The sequence below is a fragment of the Methylobacterium sp. WL6 genome (genome assembly GCF_008040095.1).
Lineage (GTDB): Bacteria > Pseudomonadota > Alphaproteobacteria > Rhizobiales > Beijerinckiaceae > Methylobacterium.
In genome coordinates this window covers 1-16,249 of sequence record NZ_VRVH01000013.1, presented here as the reverse complement: position 1 = coordinate 16,249, position 16,249 = coordinate 1, and the positions used below count along the sequence as shown (strand labels likewise).

Annotated in this window: 16 protein-coding genes; 9 read left to right on the top strand and 7 right to left on the bottom strand. The window is 69.6% G+C overall.

The genetic code is table 11. The features are described 5' to 3' along the window. Positions 1-66: 66 nt before the first annotated feature. Both glyS and FV230_RS03605 read left to right on the top strand, forming a co-directional pair. Positions 67-2,277 (top strand): glycine--tRNA ligase subunit beta, encoded by a 2,211-nt coding sequence (gene glyS / locus FV230_RS03610; protein WP_147841292.1) that lies wholly within the window; start codon positions 67-69, stop codon positions 2,275-2,277. A gap of 217 nt (positions 2,278-2,494) precedes the next feature. Beyond that, positions 2,495-2,848 (top strand): DUF559 domain-containing protein, encoded by a 354-nt coding sequence (locus FV230_RS03605; protein ID WP_147841291.1) that lies wholly within the window; start codon positions 2,495-2,497, stop codon positions 2,846-2,848. Between the two features lie 9 nt (positions 2,849-2,857). On the opposite strand, the gene FV230_RS03600 is transcribed toward FV230_RS03605, so the two are convergent. Next, complete coding sequence (locus FV230_RS03600) at positions 2,858-3,859, bottom strand: magnesium transporter CorA family protein (RefSeq protein ID WP_147841290.1); 1,002 nt, start codon at positions 3,857-3,859, stop codon at positions 2,858-2,860. Positions 3,860-4,070: 211 nt separating this feature from the next. On the opposite strand from FV230_RS03600, the gene groES reads away from it, so the two are divergent. Beyond that, positions 4,071-4,358: a co-chaperone GroES gene (groES, locus tag FV230_RS03595; RefSeq protein WP_055886789.1), complete on the top strand. Its 288-nt coding sequence runs from the start codon at positions 4,071-4,073 to the stop codon at positions 4,356-4,358. An 83-nt stretch (positions 4,359-4,441) separates the two neighbouring features. Next, on the top strand, positions 4,442-6,094 hold the full coding sequence (groL, locus tag FV230_RS03590; protein ID WP_147725401.1) for a chaperonin GroEL: 1,653 nt from the start codon (positions 4,442-4,444) through the stop codon (positions 6,092-6,094). 331 nt (positions 6,095-6,425) lie between these two features. On the opposite strand, the gene FV230_RS03585 is transcribed toward groL, so the two are convergent. Next, on the bottom strand, positions 6,426-6,866 hold the full coding sequence (locus FV230_RS03585) for a hypothetical protein (protein WP_246694717.1): 441 nt from the start codon (positions 6,864-6,866) through the stop codon (positions 6,426-6,428). A 560-nt stretch (positions 6,867-7,426) separates the two neighbouring features. Here FV230_RS03585 and FV230_RS03580 point away from each other — a divergent pair. The 3 genes from FV230_RS03580 (at position 7,427) to FV230_RS03570 (ending at position 10,438) form a co-directional block, all read left to right on the top strand. Beyond that, positions 7,427-7,720: a hypothetical protein gene (locus FV230_RS03580; RefSeq protein ID WP_147841289.1), complete on the top strand. Its 294-nt coding sequence runs from the start codon at positions 7,427-7,429 to the stop codon at positions 7,718-7,720. A gap of 129 nt (positions 7,721-7,849) precedes the next feature. Beyond that, a complete protein-coding gene (locus FV230_RS03575) occupies positions 7,850-9,964 on the top strand; it encodes an ABC transporter ATP-binding protein/permease (RefSeq protein WP_147841288.1) in 2,115 nt (704 codons plus the stop codon). Between the two features lie 174 nt (positions 9,965-10,138). Further along, a complete protein-coding gene (locus FV230_RS03570) occupies positions 10,139-10,438 on the top strand; it encodes a hypothetical protein (protein WP_147725398.1) in 300 nt (99 codons plus the stop codon). Positions 10,439-10,518: 80 nt separating this feature from the next. On the opposite strand, the gene eda is transcribed toward FV230_RS03570, so the two are convergent. From eda to FV230_RS03555, 3 genes are all read right to left on the bottom strand, one after another. Beyond that, positions 10,519-11,133: a bifunctional 4-hydroxy-2-oxoglutarate aldolase/2-dehydro-3-deoxy-phosphogluconate aldolase gene (gene eda, locus FV230_RS03565; RefSeq protein WP_147841287.1), complete on the bottom strand. Its 615-nt coding sequence runs from the start codon at positions 11,131-11,133 to the stop codon at positions 10,519-10,521. 22 nt (positions 11,134-11,155) lie between these two features. Then, positions 11,156-12,979, bottom strand: a complete 1,824-nt coding sequence (gene edd, locus FV230_RS03560; protein ID WP_147841286.1) for a phosphogluconate dehydratase — start codon at positions 12,977-12,979, stop codon at positions 11,156-11,158. 160 nt (positions 12,980-13,139) lie between these two features. Beyond that, entirely contained in the window at positions 13,140-14,249 is a 1,110-nt protein-coding gene (locus FV230_RS03555) for a type II asparaginase (RefSeq protein ID WP_147841285.1), read from the bottom strand. A gap of 178 nt (positions 14,250-14,427) precedes the next feature. On the opposite strand from FV230_RS03555, the gene FV230_RS03550 reads away from it, so the two are divergent. Both FV230_RS03550 and FV230_RS03545 read left to right on the top strand, forming a co-directional pair. Then, on the top strand, positions 14,428-14,643 hold the full coding sequence (locus FV230_RS03550; protein ID WP_147725394.1) for a hypothetical protein: 216 nt from the start codon (positions 14,428-14,430) through the stop codon (positions 14,641-14,643). 139 nt (positions 14,644-14,782) lie between these two features. Next, positions 14,783-15,031 carry a hypothetical protein gene (locus FV230_RS03545; RefSeq protein ID WP_147725393.1) on the top strand — a complete coding sequence of 83 codons (249 nt, stop codon included), beginning with the start codon at positions 14,783-14,785 and terminating at the stop codon, positions 15,029-15,031. Between the two features lie 21 nt (positions 15,032-15,052). On the opposite strand, the gene FV230_RS03540 is transcribed toward FV230_RS03545, so the two are convergent. Both FV230_RS03540 and FV230_RS03535 read right to left on the bottom strand, forming a co-directional pair. After that, positions 15,053-15,328 carry a hypothetical protein gene (locus FV230_RS03540; RefSeq protein ID WP_147841284.1) on the bottom strand — a complete coding sequence of 92 codons (276 nt, stop codon included), beginning with the start codon at positions 15,326-15,328 and terminating at the stop codon, positions 15,053-15,055. 9 nt (positions 15,329-15,337) lie between these two features. After that, positions 15,338-16,189 (bottom strand): DNA/RNA non-specific endonuclease, encoded by an 852-nt coding sequence (locus FV230_RS03535; protein WP_246694720.1) that lies wholly within the window; start codon positions 16,187-16,189, stop codon positions 15,338-15,340. Positions 16,190-16,249 lie beyond the last annotated feature (60 nt).

Genomic DNA, 16,249 nt, shown 5'->3' with positions numbered 1-16,249 from the left:
GGCATCCCGCGCCTCTCCCCACGCTCCGTCTCGACGGACGCGGAGCGGGCGTCTATTCCCGCGGCCATGCCCGATTTGCTGCTCGAACTCCGCTCCGAAGAAATCCCGGCCCGCATGCAGCGGCGCGCGGCCGAGGATCTGAAGAAGCTCGTCACCGACGCGCTTGTGGAGCGCGGCTTCCTCTACGACGGCGCGAAGGCCTTCGCGACCCCGCGCCGGTTGGCGCTCCACGTCGCCGGCTTGCCCGCGCGCGGCGAGGCTTTGCGCGAGGAGCGGCGCGGACCGAAGGTCGGCGCGCCGGACGCCGCGGTGCAGGGCTTCCTGCGCGGCGCCGGGCTGACGAGCCTCGACCAGGCGCGGACGATTATCGACCCGAAGAAGGGCGAGTTCTACCTCGCGGTGATCGAAAAGCCCGGCCGCGAGACGCTGGACGTGCTGGCCGAGATCCTGCCGGCGATCATCAAGAGCTTCCCCTGGCCGAAATCCATGCGCTGGGGGGCGGCCTCGGCGCAGGCGGGCGCCCTGCGCTGGGTGCGCCCGCTGCAATCGATCGTCGCGACCTTCGGCCCGGAGACCGAGACGCCGGACCTGGTGCCGTTCGAGGTCGGCGGCATCACGTCGGGCACCACCACCTACGGCCACCGCTTCCTGGCGCCCGGCGCGATCGAGGTCCGTCGCTTCGACGACTACGTCCGGAGCCTGGAGCGCGCAAAGGTCGTGCTCGATGCGGATCGCCGCAAGGACATCATCCTGCACGACGCCCGCGACCTCGCCTTCGCCCGCGGCCTCGAGCTCGTGGAGGACGAGGGCCTGCTGGAGGAGGTCGCAGGCCTCGTCGAATGGCCGGTGGTGCTGATGGGCACCTTCGACCAAAGCTTCCTCGACATCCCGGGCGAGGCGGTGCGCGCCACCATCCGCGCCAACCAGAAATGCTTCGTCGTGCGCGACGCCGGCGGCGCGCTGGCGCCGGCCTTCATCCTGGTCTCGAACCTCGTCGCCACGGACGGCGGCGCCGCGATCACCGCGGGCAACGAGCGCGTGGTCCGCGCCCGGCTCTCGGACGCGAAGTTCTTCTGGGAGACCGACAAGGCGATCCGCCTCGCGGACCGCCTGCCGAAGCTTGACACCATCGTGTTTCACGAAAAGCTCGGGACGCAGGGCGAGCGGGTGCAGCGCATCGCGGCGCTCGCGCGTGAGCTTGCCTCCCTCGTCGGCGCCGATGCCGACCTCGCCGAGCGCGCCGCGCGGCTCGCCAAGGCGGACCTCGTCACCGAGATGGTCGGCGAGTTTCCCGAGCTGCAGGGCTTGATGGGCGCCCGCTACGCCGCGCTCCAGGGCGAGAACCCGAGCGTCTGTGCCGCGATCGAGGAGCACTACAAGCCGGTCGGGCCGAGCGACCGCGTGCCGACCGATCCGGTCTCGGTGGCGGTGGCGCTCGCCGACAAGCTCGACACGCTGGTGGGCTTCTGGGCGATCGACGAGAAGCCCACCGGGAGCAAGGACCCGTACGCGCTGCGGCGGGCGGCTTTGGGGGTGATCCGGACCACGCTGGAGCGGTCCCTGCGGCTGCCGCTTTCGAGCGTCGCCAACCGACAGTTCGCCATCGCGGAAACCCGTGGCGCGCCGGCCGCCTCCGCCGAGCCCGCAAGCATCCGCGAGGACGATCTCGGCTCGGCCGGCTTCCATTTCTCCGCAATCGTCGAGACCGAAGGCGAGGCCGACCGAAGCCCGTCGGCCCAGCGCGTCGCCGACCTGCTGGCCTTCTTCGCCGATCGCTTCAAGGTCTACCTGCGCGACAAGGGCGCCCGCCACGACCTGATCGATGCGGTCTTCGCGCTGCCCGGCCAGGACGACCTGCTGATGGTGGTCCGCCGGGTCGAGGCGCTCGGCGCCTTCCTCGACACCGAGGACGGCAGGAACCTGCTCGCCGGCGTGAAGCGCGCCTCGAACATCCTGCGCATCGAGGAAAAGAAGGACGGCCGCGCCTACGATGCCGAGCCCGATGCGGCGCTCGCCGCCGCCGGCCAGCCCGAGGAGCGGGCGCTGGCCGAGGCTTTGGCGACGGCGCGGGCCGAGGCCTCGGCGGCGGTCGCGAAGGAGGATTTTGCCGGCGCGATGCGGGCGCTCTCGCACCTGCGCGCCCCGGTGGACGCCTTCTTCGAGCACGTCACCGTCAACGCCGACGACGCGGCGCTTCGCGAGAACCGCCTCGCCCTCCTCAATGCGCTGCGCGCCGCAACCCGCGAAGTCGCAGACTTCTCAGCGATCGTGGGGTGAACCGCGGGTCCCTTCTCCCAGGGGGAGAAGGGCAGGACGATCTACACTTCCGATAGGATGAAGCGCGGGTCCCCTCTCCCGTCCGGGAGAGGGACAGGGTGAGGGTTGCGACTTCTCCGGATGAACCTGTCCCCTCACCCCAACCCTCTCCCGAACGGGAAAGGGAGTGCGTCGCGCATCCGCGAGGTCGCGTCGGCGTGTGAGGTAAGGTCATGGCATGCCGAACCCGACGCAGCGTGCGAAGAATTTGCGGGCGGCGGAGACCGGTGCGGAGGCACGGCTCTGGCGCGTCCTCCGCAATCGGCAGCTGAACGGGCGCAAGTTCCGGCGGCAATGGCCGATCGATCGCTACGTCGTCGATTTCGCCTGCATCGAGGCGAAGCTCGTCGTCGAGGTCGTGGGTGCGACGCATAGATCGCAGGCCGCGATCGCGTCCGATGCCGATCGGACCGAATGGCTCGGACGATGCGGGTTCGAGGTCGTCCGCATCGCCAACGCCGAGATCGACGAAAACCTCGACGGCGTCCGCGAGACGATCCTCGCCGTGATCGAGCGGCGCGATGTCCTCTGACGCGCCGCCTCAGAACCAACCCTTGATACGGAACACCACGATCGGGATGATCGCGCTCGCGAGGATCAGGCTGAGCGCGTAGGGGTAGCCGTAGGCCCAATCCAGCTCGGGCATGTGCTTGAAGTTCATCCCGTACATCGAGGCGATCAGCGTCGGCGGGACGCCGACCACCGAGACGACGGTGAGGACGCGGAAGACGTTGTTCTGCTCGATGTTGATCAGGCCCAAGGCCGCGTCGAGGAGGAACTGGACGTTCTCCGAGAGCCGGGTCTCGAACTCGTCGAGGGATTCGATGTCCCGGCGGATCGTCTCGAAGCGCGCATCGGTCTCCTCCTGGGCCAGCACCTGCTCGCAGGCTCCAGCGACGAAGGGCACGATGCGCTCGAGGCCGAGCAGGCTCGCCCGGATCTTGCCGAGCACCTTCCCGCGGCGGGCGATGCCCCGCAGGATGCGCTTCAGCGCCAGGTCGCGGCGGCGCGGCGGAGCCTTCTCGTCGGATTTCGACGGTCGGGCGCGCACGTCGAAGTCGAAGATCCGCGTCGAGAGGCCGTCGAGCTCGGCGCCCATGTCCTCGAGCGCATCGGCGAGGCTGTCGACCAGCTCCTCCATCAGCAGCAGGAAGACCTCGATCCCGGTCTTGGCGACCTCCCCCTCGTCGATCCGCTTGCGCACCTCGGTGAAGGCGCGGAGCTCGTGGAAGCGCACGGTGACGAGGTGGTCCGGCGTCAGGACGAAGCCGAGCGGCTTGAGCAGCGAGTCGGTGCTCTCGAAGGTCACCATCGGCGTCGAGAGCGACAGGCCGTTCTTCAGCCGGCGCAGGCGGCTGGAGCTCTCGACCTCGGACAGCGCCTTGCGCGAGGGCACGCGGATGCCGGTGGCCTCCTCCACCGCCCGGGCCTCCTCGGGGGTCGGATCGTTGAGGTCGATCCACACGGTCTGGGTCGGGACGGCCGCGCGGCCGCCGGTGTCGCTCGGCGCGAGCGCGCCCTCGGGGCCGTGCAGGCTGAGCATGAAAGGGAATTCCGTCGGCGCTTGCGATGAGGGGGAGAAACCCGGCGCGCGACGGCCGCCGCGGGGTGCGACAGACTTGACTCGCCAAGGGGCCGCCGCTATCTCGCCCGCAGCCTTGGCACTCATCTTCCACGAGTGCTAACGGCCAGGGTTGGACGCGGGTCTCCGCGGCATCAACGCCGATTTGCGAATTCAAACAAGAGGGCAGCTCATGAAGTTCCGTCCGCTGCACGACCGGGTCGTCGTCCGCCGCATCGAAGGCGAAGAGAAGACCAAGGGCGGCATCATCATCCCCGACACCGCCAAGGAGAAGCCGCAGGAAGGCGAGATCGTCGCCGTCGGCCCGGGCGCCCGCGACGAGGCCGGCCGCATCAACGCGCTCGACGTCAAGGCCGGCGACCGCGTCCTGTTCGGCAAGTGGTCGGGCACCGAGGTCAAGATCGACGGTCAGGATCTCCTGATCATGAAGGAATCCGACATCATGGGCGTCGTCGCCTGAGGTCTTCGGACACCTGACGTAACCGCCCTTCGAGGCCCGCCCGGGTCTTGGGGCTTCTCCACCAACGAAAAGGAATCCTGCACATGGCAGCGAAAGACGTTCGTTTCTCCTCCGACGCGCGCGACAAGATGCTCCGCGGCGTCGACATCCTCGCGGATGCCGTCAAGGTGACGCTCGGCCCCAAGGGCCGCAACGTCGTGATCGAGAAGAGCTTCGGCGCGCCGCGCATCACCAAGGACGGCGTCACCGTCGCCAAGGAGATCGAGCTCTCCGACAAGTTCGAGAACATGGGCGCCCAGATGGTGCGCGAAGTGGCCTCGAAGACCAACGACATCGCCGGTGACGGCACCACCACCGCGACCGTTCTCGCCCAGGCGATCGTCCGCGAAGGCGCCAAGTACGTCGCCGCCGGCATGAACCCGATGGACCTGAAGCGCGGCATCGACCTCGCCACGGCCGCCGCGGTCAAGGACATCATCGCGCGCTCCAAGAAGGTCGCCTCGTCCGAGGAGGTCGCCCAGGTCGGCACGATCTCGTCGAACGGCGACAAGGAAATCGGCGAGATGATCGCCCACGCGATGCAGAAGGTCGGCAACGAGGGTGTCATCACCGTCGAGGAAGCCAAGACCGCCGAGACCGAGCTCGACGTCGTCGAGGGCATGCAGTTCGACCGCGGCTACCTGTCCCCGTACTTCATCACGAACGCGGAGAAGATGGTCGCCGAGCTCGAGGACCCCTACATCCTCATCCACGAGAAGAAGCTGTCGTCGCTCCAGGCGATGCTGCCGGTGCTCGAGGCCGTGGTGCAGACCGGCAAGCCGCTGGTCATCATCGCCGAGGACATCGAGGGCGAGGCGCTCGCCACCCTCGTGGTCAACAAGCTGCGCGGCGGCCTGAAGGTCGCGGCCGTGAAGGCGCCGGGCTTCGGCGATCGCCGCAAGGCGATGCTCGAGGACATCGCGATCCTCACGCAGGGCCAGATGATCGCCGAGGATCTCGGCATCAAGCTCGAGAACGTCACCCTGCCGATGCTCGGCCGCGCCAAGCGGATCCGCATCGAGAAGGAGACCACGACGATCATCGACGGTTCGGGCGAGAAGGCCGACATCGAGGCGCGCGTCGGGCAGATCAAGGCGCAGATCGAGGAGACCACCTCGGACTACGACCGTGAGAAGCTCCAGGAGCGCCTGGCCAAGCTCGCCGGCGGCGTCGCGGTCATCCGCGTCGGCGGCGCGACCGAGGTCGAGGTCAAGGAGAAGAAGGACCGCGTCGACGACGCGCTCAACGCCACCCGCGCTGCGGTGGAAGAGGGCATCGTCCCCGGCGGCGGCACCGCCCTGCTCCGCGCCAAGAAGGCGGTCGCCGCCCTCTCGAGCGACAACCCCGACGTCCAGGCCGGCATCAAGATCGTGCTGAAGGCGCTCGAGGCCCCGATCCGTCAGATCGCCCAGAACTCGGGCGTCGAGGGCTCCATCGTCGTCGGCAAGATCACCGACAACACCAGCTCCGAGTCCTACGGCTTCAACGCCCAGACGGAAGAGTACGTCGACATGATCCAGGCCGGCATCATCGACCCGGCCAAGGTCGTGCGTACCGCCCTGCAGGACGCGGCCTCGGTCGCCGGCCTGCTCGTCACCACCGAAGCCATGATCGCCGACTCTCCGAAGAAGGACAGCGGCGCCCCCATGGGCGGCGGCGGCGGCATGGGCGGCATGGGCGGCGGGATGGATTTCTAAGTCCAAGCCATCATTGCAACGTTGGAAGGGGGTCGCCGCGAGGCGGCCCCTTTTTTCGTTGCGCTTGGGCCCGGGTCGGCGCCGTCTTTCCGAGGCCTGCGCGACGATCGGCGATCGGACGCTTGGACGAAGAGCGGGCTCGGGCGGCTTCGGTGAAGCCTGCAGCAGATCTGTCTCGAACGTTGGCCGCGCGCGCGCGCGGCGCCCCGCGGACATCCTAAGCGGGAGGCTCTGACGCGACGCGCTTCAGGCCTTCTAACCGGGAAGTCGACGAGAGCCGCGGCGGCGATACTGCAAAAAGGACGACAGGAGCGATCGACGACGCGCCGTGTCAGCCCGCCCGCTTTCCGCAGCGGACGTAGGATGCGGTGCCCTTGCCGCTCGTCCAGGTCAGGCGGTCGCCGTCGACGACGAGGCGGACCTGGGAGGACCAGCGCCGGCCGCGCTCGGCGCAGTCCGCGGCCATGGTCCAGGCGTTCCCGATGCGTCGGCCGTCGTGGAAGCTGCAGATCGTCCGCCCGGCGCTGGCGCGCTCGGGCGTGATCGTCGCGGGGATGTAGCCGCGTCGGCGCGAGCGCTTGCCGCAGGCGGCCTCGGTCGGGCCCCAGGTTCCGACGTACTCGGCGCGCTCCACGCGCGGCGGCGATGCGGGCACCGGAGCAGCGGCCGGTGCCGAGACCGCCGCGACGACCGGAGCCGGCGCTTCGACGACGCGCGGCACCTGTACCTCGGGCACCGGCGTCGCGGCCGCGACCGCGATGGTCTGCGGCAAGGGGGGAAGCCGAAGGCGGGCACCTCCGGCGGGGCGGCTGCGGCCGGCCTGAACGGGAGATCTTCGCTGAGGAACGTCACGCTGTACCCGAACAGGGTGCCCCAGCCGGCGGCGAGCGCGACGAACAGCGCGACCCAGCGCTTCGAAACGGGACGGCCCGCTCCGCTGCTCTGTTCCGTCGGGTACGCCTCGAGCCCCGCCGCCATCGTCATCCCGCCCTCCCCTTCGTGGGCCGCACGCATCCGACGCCGAAATCTTCCGTGCGCCCGTCCGTCGCGACGCGGGAGCGATGGAGATGCCGAAGGTCCGCCGGGACGCCGCCTCGAAGATCCAGCGATTCGCAGACTGCGCACCGCGGGCGACGAAATCTTAACAAGTCTTGCGCGGCGCGAAATCCCTAAACGCGCGAATACGGCGCTGCGGCGGCGACGGATCGCAGGTGGGTCTTCGACGCGACACTTCCGGCGTTGCATCGGTGCAATGGCGGGTGCGCCGATTCACTGCCATGCTCGCGCGCCGCTCCCTTTAGGGCGAGCCAACGAGGCGCCCGATTCCCAGCGATGAGATGCTTCGCCACGGCTCTTGTGATCGCCCTCGCGTCGGGGCCGGCCTCGGCGCAGACGCGGCAGGCGACACCGCGCATCGCCTGCGCGGACGCGATGGAGATGGTCAAGCGCGGCGGCGACGTGACGATCGCGGTCGGCGGCGCGCAGCCCGAGCGCATCGTGCGCGACCGCAGCTTCTGCGACCTGTCCGAGATCGCCGAGCTTCGCCTCGTGCCCACCCGCGACAACCCGCAATGCCCGATCGGCTATCGCTGTCGCGAGCCGGGCTTCGAGGAATGGAACTGGTAGGCGGCCGGCTCACGCGCGGTTGAGCGTCGCGCCCTGGCCGGTGCCACGATCTCGCCACGACCCGCGGTCACTGCCGCCGGGAAGGGCTTCGCGAACGGAGCCGATCGTCAAGATTTCCGGGAGACGCGCGTGGCCGCACTTCGAAGCGGGCTCGGCCTGCAGGCCGTCCTCACGGCGCTCGCCGCCCTCGCGCTGCTGGCGGCACCCGGCGTCCCCTCCCCGCCGCTCTACGTCTCGCTCGCGGGCTTCGCCATGGCCGGCATCCTGCTCGCCTCGGCCAACCTCTCCGCCTACCTGAAGGTCTTCGTCTCGGTCTACGGGATCGGCTACCTCGTCCTCGCCGGCGGCAAGACGCTGGCCGCGATGGGAGCGCTGCCGCCGACGCTCGCCGCCCTGCTCCCGCCGGACTTCGCGGCCACGGGCGCCGTGGTGTTCGGCGGGTTGGTCCTGGCGATCTCCTACCTGAAGCCGATCCGCGCGATCACCCTGATCGCCGATCCGTACTTCGCCAGCCGCGAGGCGCCGACCCGGGAGATCGGCCCGTTCCGCTTCTTCGGCAACACCGAGGGCAAGGTCGGGCAGCGGCTGGTGGCGCTGTCGATCTTCATCACCTTCGCCCAGGTGGCGCTGCAGCTGCGCCTGAACTTCTGGTTCCGCGACCTGTTCAATGCGCTGCAGGAGTACAATGCCGACGCGTTCTGGTACCAGCTCGTCTGGATCTTCGCCCCGCTCGCCACGATCTGGGTCGTGGTCGGCATGTTCGACACCTTCGTCGACGCGTCGCTCCACCTGCGCTGGCGGACCTGGCTGACCCGGAGCTTCTACGAGCGGTGGCTCGACGGCGGCACGCATTACCGCATCCCCTTCACCGGCGAGCACGCGGACAACCCGGACCAGCGCATCCAGAGCGACGTCAACCTGTTCATCTCGCAGACGACGACGCTCTCGATCCGCCTGCTGTCACAGGCGGCGACCCTGGTCTCGTTCATGGTCATCTTGTGGGGCCTGTCGCGCGATTTCGTCTTGCCGTTCACCGACACCGTGGTCCCGGGCTTCCTGGTCTGGCTCGTCGTCGGCTACGCGCTGGTCGGCACCTGGCTGACGCACCTGATCGGACGCCCGCTGATCGGGCTCGACTTCCGGCAGGAGAAGGTCGAGGCCGACTTCCGCTTCTCGCTCGCCCGCTCGCGGATCTACTCCGAGCAGATCGCGCTCCTGCGCGGCGAGCGCGCGGAGAACGTCAGGCTGAAGAGCCTGTTCGGCGAGATCATCGACAACTACCTCGGCATCATCTACCGCCGGATCAAGCTCGGCAGCTTCACGCTGTCCTACAGCCAGATCAGCGTGGTGTTTCCCTACATCCTCGCCGCGCCGAGCTACTTCCTCAAGAAGATCACCCTCGGACAGTTCCAGCAGACCGGCGACGCCTTCTCCAGCGTGCAGTCGTCGCTGTCGTTCTTCATCAACTCCTACGTCACGATCGCGGCCTACAAGGCCAACACCAACCGTCTCGCCTCGTTCAAGCGCGCGATGACGCTGGCCGAGGCTTATTCCGCCGCCTCCGACGGGCTCGGCCACGGCAACGCCACCGGGTCCGACGTGACCGCGACCGGGCTGACGCTCGCCCTGCCCGACGGGCGGACGATCGTCACCGCCGACAGCCTTGCGATGACGAAGGGCGCGTCGACGCTCGTCACCGGCCCCTCGGGCTCCGGCAAGTCGACCCTGTTCCGCGCGATCGCCGGGATCTGGCCGTTCGGCAAGGGCCGGATCGACGTGCCCGCCGGCCAATCGGCCCTGGTGCTGCCGCAGCGGCCCTACATTCCCCTCGGCACGCTGCGCGGTGCCGTGTGCTACCCGAACACCACCGACCAGTTTCCGGACGCGGCGATCCGCGAGGCGCTGGTCGCGGCGCAACTGCCGGCCCTGGTCGATCGCCTGGACGAGGTCGACGCCTGGGACCAGCGCCTGTCCGGCGGCGAGCAGCAGCGCCTGGCGATCGCTCGCGCGGTGCTGGCCAAGCCCGAATGGCTGTTCCTCGACGAATCCACCGCCGCCCTCGACGAGCCGAGCGAGGCCGGCATCTACCGGATGCTGCGCGAGACCCTGCCCAACACCACGATCGTCTCGATCGGCCATCGCTCGACCTTGCACGAGCACCATCAGCGCCGGGTCGACATGCAGAGCACGGGGGACGGCCGGTTCAGCCCGCGCGAGCTTCGCGCCGCTGCGCCAGCGGAATAGTCCCGACTCCAAAACGTAAGACACCGACGTTAGACGGCTCATCGTCGTCGCCTGAAGTCGCCGTACAGCAATGCGGGAGGGTTCACCCGTCCGCATTGCCAGGTTGAAATAATAAAGGAACCCTCCGGCAGTCCTGACGTTTGATACCCGCCTTAAGAAACTGCGGAGAAACGCATGACCAAGATCACCACTTTCGCCGGTGCCGCCGCCCTCGTTCTGATGTCGTCGGCCGCGTTCGCCGCGCCGTGCTCGACCGGAACCACCGTCACCCCCGACAAGGACGCCAGCAAGGCCTCGACGGTCGATCCGAAGGCCACCGCCAACACCAGCCCCGGCGCCAAGGGCGAGTCGCCCGGCACCGTCGGCGCGATGAACAAGGCCGGTTCCGCCGCCGGAGCCACCTCGCCGGCGGACGTCAACGCTCAGGATAAGGGCAACCCGACCGCCGCGCAGGCTGCCAAGAACGATTGCTGATTCAGTATAGCGGATCGGCATCGATCCGATCCGAGACGTTGCGCCCGCTCCGGGAAACCGGGGCGGGCGTTTTCGTGCGCCTAGCGCCGCAGGCCGGTCGCCGCCAGGGCGGCCTTGCGGATCGCGTCCACGTCCGGCGCGCCGGGCTTCACGACCCAGCTTCCGCCGACGCAGAGAACGGCGTCGAGCGCGAGCCAGTCCGGCGCCGTCGCCTCGGAGATGCCGCCGGTCGGGCAGAACCGGACCTGCCCGAACGGGGCGGCCAGCGCCTTCAGCGCCTTGATCCCGCCGGACGCTTCCGCCGGGAAGAATTTGAACCGGTCGAGCCCGTGGTCGAGCCCGCGCATGATGTCGGCGGCATTCGCCACCCCCGGCAGGTAGGGGATGCCGCGCTTCAACGCCGCCTCGGTGAGCGGCGCGGTGAGGCCGGGGCTGACGATGAACGTCGCGCCGGCTTCGATCGCCGCGTCGAGGTCGCGATCGTTGAGGACCGTTCCCGCCCCCACCACCGCGCCCTCCACCCGCGACATCGCGCGGATCACGTCGAGGGCGGCCGGCGTGCGGAGCGTGACCTCGAGTGCGGTCAGGCCGCCCTCGACCAGGGCTCGTGCGATCGGCTCGGCATGCTCGACGTCCTCGATCACGAGGACGGGGATCACGGGGACGGAGCGCATCAGCGCGTCGATGCCGGTCATGGTTGGATCTCCCGTTTCGTGATCAGAGGCCGGCGGCCGCGAGCATCGCCGAGGCGCCCTGCTCGGCCCCGTCGGCGCCGTGGCGCATGAAGGCGAACAGCTCCCGCCCGGTCCCGGTGGCCGCCGGCGGCACCGCGGCCTCGTCGCGGGCGGCGAGTTCCGCGTCGTCGACGAGCACCTGCAGCAGCCCTTCCTCCGCGCTGAGCCGCACGATGTCGCCGTCGCGGATCTTCGCGATGAGGCCGCCGCCGAGCGCCTCCGGGCTGAGATGGATCGCCGCCGGCACCTTGCCCGACGCGCCCGACATCCGGCCGTCCGTGACCAGCGCGACCTTGTGGCCGCGGTCCTGCAGCACGCCGAGCTGCGGCGTGAGCTTGTGCAGTTCCGGCATCCCGTTGGCGCGGGGGCCCTGGAAACGAACCACAACGACGACGTCGCGCTCGAGCTCGCCCGCCTTGAACGCCTTCAGCACGTCGTCCTGGTCGTCGAAGACGCGGGCCGGCGCCTCGATCGTGCGACGGTGCTCGTCCACGGCGCTGGTCTTGAAGGTGGCGCGGCCGAGGTTTCCCTTCACCAGGCGCATCCCGCCATCGGCCTGGAACGGCGCGGCGGGCTTGCGCAGCATCGTGTCGTCGAGGCTCTCGGGCACCGCCTCCTCGAAGGTCAGCGCGTCGCCCGACAGCTTCGGGTCGCGGGCGTGGTCGCGAAGGCGCGAACCGGACACGGTGAGGATGTCGTCGTGCAGCAGGCCGGCGTCGATCAGGCTCGCCATCACGAAGCTCATCCCGCCGGCGGCGTGGAAGTGGTTCACGTCGCCGGAGCCGTTCGGATAGACCCGGGCGATCAGCGGCACCACACCGGACAGCCGGTCGAAATCCTCCCAGTCGAGAACGATGCCGGCGGCACGCGCCATCGCCGGCAGGTGGATCGCGTGGTTGGTCGAGCCGCCGGTGGCGAGCAGCCCGACCACCGCGTTGACGATCGCCTTCTCGTCGATGCAGCGCCCGAGCGGCCGGTAGTCGTTGCCCGACGCGCCGATCTCCGACAGCTGGTGGATCGCGGCGCGGGTCACGGCCTGTCGCAGCTTGGTGCCCGGATTGATGAACGAGGCGCCGGGCATGTGCAGGCCCATCACGTCCATCATCATCTGATTGGAGTTCGCGGTGCCGTAGAACGTGCAGGTGCCGGCCCCGTGATAGGAGGCGGATTCCGATTCCAGCAGCTCCTCGCGCCCGACCTTGTTCTCGGCGTAGAGCTGGCGGATGCGCTGCTTCTCCTTGTTGGCGATCCCCGTCGGCATCGGCCCGGCCGGGATCAGGATCGTCGGCAGGTGGCCGAAGCGCAGCGCGCCGATGATCAGGCCCGGCACGATCTTGTCGCAGATGCCGAGCAGGGCGGCCCCGTCGAACATGCCGTGGCTGAGCGCGACCGCCGTCGACAGGGCGATGGCGTCGCGCGAGAACAGCGACAGCTCCATGCCGCGCTGGCCTTGGGTGACGCCGTCGCACATCGCCGGCGTGCCGCCCGCGACCTGCGCCGTCGCGCCGACCTCGCGGGCGAACAGCTTGATCTGCTCGGGGTAGCGTCCGTAGGGCTGATGCGCCGACAGCATGTCGTTGTAGGCGGTGACGATGCCGATGTTCATCGCGCGGCCGGAGCGGATCGCGGCCTTGTCCTCGCCGGAGGCCGCGAAGCCGTGGGCGAGGTTGCCGCAGGCCAGCGTCGGCCGGTGCACGCCCGAATCCCGCTCGCGCCGGATGAGGTCGAGATAGGCGGCCCGCGAGTCGCGCGAGCGCTCGACGATGCGGGCCGTCACCGCCGCGACCACCGGATGAATCTCTGTCATCGCATGCCCTCTCGACGGCTCGGAGCCGAAGCGCTCCGAGACCGTCCTGTCCGTGGTCGGGCTCGGGTGAGCCGACCGTGATGCGAACGTCTAGGCCCGCTGCCCGACCGTAAGATGGCGGCGACGGGCAAGACGGCAGGGGAAGCCGGAGCGTCGAGCCTCAGTACTGCCAGAAGATCCGCTGCAGTTCCTTGGTGTCGCTGGTCTTGGTCAGCGCGACCGCCGCGAGGATCTTCGCCTTCTGCGGGTTCAGGTCGTGCGCGACGACCCAGTCGTAGGTGTCGTCGGGCTGCTCGGCGTTGCGCAGCACGAACCCGTCGGGCACCCGCGACGAGCGGATGATCAGCGTGCCCTTGGCGCGGATGTCCTTCAGCGTGTCGACGAGATAGCCCGGCACCGAGCCGTTTCCGGTGCCGGCATTGACAATCGCCTTGGCGCCGGCATCGACCGCGGCCTTGTAGGCGCCGGGGAACATGTTGCCCGAGCCGTAGACGATCGCCACCAGCGGCAGGCTGTCGATCGTGTCGATGTCGAACTCGGAGCTGGTGCCGTGGCGCTTGTCGAGGCTGCGGAAGAAGTAGGTCTTGCCCTCGACCACCATGCCGAGCGAGCCCCACTGGCTGAAGAACGCGCTCGGCACGATGTTGGTGCGCTTGGTGGCGTCGCGACCGGACTGGATCTGGTCGTTCATCGTCACCGTCACGCCCTTGCCGATCGCCTCCTTGCTGCCGGCGACCGCGACCGCGTCGAGCAGGTTGAGCGCGCCGTCGGCGGAGATGGCGGTGGACGGGCGCATCGAGCCGACGACGACGATCGGCTTGTCGGTCTTCACCACGAGGTTGAGGAACAGCGACGTCTCCTCCAGCGTGTCCGTGCCGTGGGTGACGACCACGCCGTCCACGTCGCTCTGCTTGACGAGCTGCGAGACGCGCTTGGCCAGCTGCACCAGCTGCGCGTCGGTGAAGCTCTCGGAGGCGATCTGGAAGACCTGCTCGCCGCGGACATTGGCGATGGCCGACATCTGCGGCACCGCCGCGATCAGCTTCTCGACGCCGACCTTGGCCGCCTGGTAGGTCGCGCTGTTGGCCGCATCCGCGCCGGCGCCGGCGATGGTGCCGCCGGTGGCCAGGATCACCACGTTGGTCTTGCCGACCTTCGCCTCGACCGCCGCGTCGGGCATCTCGCGCGCGATTGCCGCCCCCGGCAGCGACAGGCTCGCCAGGAGAACGGCCGCGACCGCGGCACACCGGCTGGATCTGACAGACAGCATCGACAATCCTTCGTCATGACCGCCGCGGCGCGGCGTGCCGGCCGCATGGTAGGCCGGCCGTCCTACGAGGCAAGAACGAAGCCGCTCGCCGAAGCGTCGCCCTCGCCGAACCGTCATGCCGGATCGTTCCGCGAGCTTGAGCGTTTCCTCGAAACATTCGTCCGGGAGAGGCGCCCCCATGCTGACCTTCGCCAGCCTTCTGGAAGACGTGAAGGGCAACGCGCCCGCCCGTGCAGCGATGTCGCTTCTCGACGCGGCGCTCGCGCGTCGCACGTCGGACGAGCAGGGCGCCTTCTGGCGTGCGATCGACCTGTATTACGTGTCGCGCAAAGCGCCGGGCGCCGAGCCGCAAGCGACGGAGGCGGGTCCCTCTCCCACCACGCAGGCCCCGTGACGATCGGGCCTCGTCCGGCGAGACCGAGGGGTTGATCTCCGGCGGGGCTTGCGCGGCGTTCCCGCTCCGGCCGATCACGCGCACGGCGCGGCACTGCCGGGCCTTCGTGCCACCGCGATCCACAACAGTCAGGAACCCCATGTCCGAACCCGACGACGAGCCCCTCGACGCCGTCTCCCGCCTCTACGCGAAGATGCTGGCGATGGAGATCGTGATGGGCGTGCTGATCGGGCGCCTGTCGGAGGAGGACCCCGAGGTTCGAGAGGATGTGAAGCGCGACGTCGCGGTGCTCCTGGCCGACATGCCGATCGACGGGGCGAGCGAGGAGCTGATCGCCGCCGAGGTCCGTCGCGCTGCCGAGGCGCTGACGAGCGTGCGGATCGCCTGAGCGAGCGGATCGCCGTCGTCGTCAGGCGAACGGGTTCTTCACGATGGTCGGTTCCGTCTTCGATTCGGCGACCCCGCCCCGCAGGTCCGCCGCCTCGAGCGACGCGACGATCGCGTCGACCGTGGCCTTGAGCGCACGCGCCTGGGCCAAGCCCGCCGCGTCCCGCGTCAGGTCGAGGGAGCCGTGGAGCGCGATCGTCTCCGGGCCGTTCTCGAACGCGAGCGCCCCGATGGTCCTCACCGCGGCCCCGTCGGCGAAGGGTTCGAAGGCGGCCTCGCCGTCCTTGGATTTCTTCATGGCTGATCCTCAGAAGATCGCGCGGAGCAGTTGCCGCAGCGCACGGTGCAGCGCGCGCACGGCCTCGTGGCCGAGCCAGTCCTGCCAGGTCTGCTCCCGTCCGCGGGGACGATGGTTGGCGATGTCGTCGCGGGAATAGGCGCGCGGCTCCGGTAGGGTCATCGCCGAGGCCTTCTGGCCCGGCGGCAGCGACGGGAAGGCGTCGATCCCGGCGATGGTGCGGAGCGCGGCGAGGGACACCGACTGGAAGGTCCCGCTGCCGTCGTTCGGCGCGAGCCAGGCACCGCCCTCCCCGGCCACCGGATCGTAGATCGCCTTGAACATCTGCGTCGGCACCAGCACCCGGCCGTTGATCGAGGCGAGCCCATCGCCCGCGTAGACCGGCCCGGTCACGACGAAGAGCTGCCCGCGCCGGGTCGCGAGCCGGCGGGTGCTCTCCTCGATCGCGGCCCACAGGCTCCGGTTCAGCACGCGATCCTGCGGCACGATGTTGGCGAGGCTGAAGGATTGCGCCTGAGCCTCGCCGGTCGGCATGTCGCCGGCCGGCGCGAGGTGGCCGCGGTCGAAGCCGCTGCGGACGTAGTCGTCGAGCCGCGCGCGGTCGTCCGGCGGGACGCGGTCCTCGTCGTGGAAGGCGTCGATCCGCTCCACCAGCCGCGCCGCCGCGACGCTCGCTCGCGTCAGGTGCTCCGCGGCGTAGAGCGGCGTTCGCGCCACGCCGGAATGCAGCACCGCGTAGGCATCGAAGCATAGGGCCAGCGTCCTGGAGGCGAGCTTCGGGTTGGTCAGCTCCGGCGCTCGGTCGTCGGCGAACAGCGCCGGGCAGGCGTCCGACGACCGCGCCGCGCCGCATCCGAGCAGGAGGACGACGGCGGCGAGGCGAGCCGGCTTCAGGAGCACGTGCGGACCCTTCGCGGGCCC

Coding starts and splice junctions, on each gene's coding strand:
- glyS (WP_147841292.1), top strand. CDS start 67: ATGCCCGATTTGCTGCTCGAACTCCGCTCCGAAGAAATCCCGGCCCGC.
- FV230_RS03605 (WP_147841291.1), top strand. CDS start 2,495: ATGCCGAACCCGACGCAGCGTGCGAAGAATTTGCGGGCGGCGGAGACC.
- FV230_RS03600 (WP_147841290.1), bottom strand. CDS start 3,859: ATGCTCAGCCTGCACGGCCCCGAGGGCGCGCTCGCGCCGAGCGACACC.
- groES (WP_055886789.1), top strand. CDS start 4,071: ATGAAGTTCCGTCCGCTGCACGACCGGGTCGTCGTCCGCCGCATCGAA.
- groL (WP_147725401.1), top strand. CDS start 4,442: ATGGCAGCGAAAGACGTTCGTTTCTCCTCCGACGCGCGCGACAAGATG.
- FV230_RS03580 (WP_147841289.1), top strand. CDS start 7,427: ATGAGATGCTTCGCCACGGCTCTTGTGATCGCCCTCGCGTCGGGGCCG.
- FV230_RS03570 (WP_147725398.1), top strand. CDS start 10,139: ATGACCAAGATCACCACTTTCGCCGGTGCCGCCGCCCTCGTTCTGATG.
- eda (WP_147841287.1), bottom strand. CDS start 11,133: ATGACCGGCATCGACGCGCTGATGCGCTCCGTCCCCGTGATCCCCGTC.
- edd (WP_147841286.1), bottom strand. CDS start 12,979: ATGACAGAGATTCATCCGGTGGTCGCGGCGGTGACGGCCCGCATCGTC.
- FV230_RS03555 (WP_147841285.1), bottom strand. CDS start 14,249: ATGCTGTCTGTCAGATCCAGCCGGTGTGCCGCGGTCGCGGCCGTTCTC.
- FV230_RS03550 (WP_147725394.1), top strand. CDS start 14,428: ATGCTGACCTTCGCCAGCCTTCTGGAAGACGTGAAGGGCAACGCGCCC.
- FV230_RS03545 (WP_147725393.1), top strand. CDS start 14,783: ATGTCCGAACCCGACGACGAGCCCCTCGACGCCGTCTCCCGCCTCTAC.
- FV230_RS03540 (WP_147841284.1), bottom strand. CDS start 15,328: ATGAAGAAATCCAAGGACGGCGAGGCCGCCTTCGAACCCTTCGCCGAC.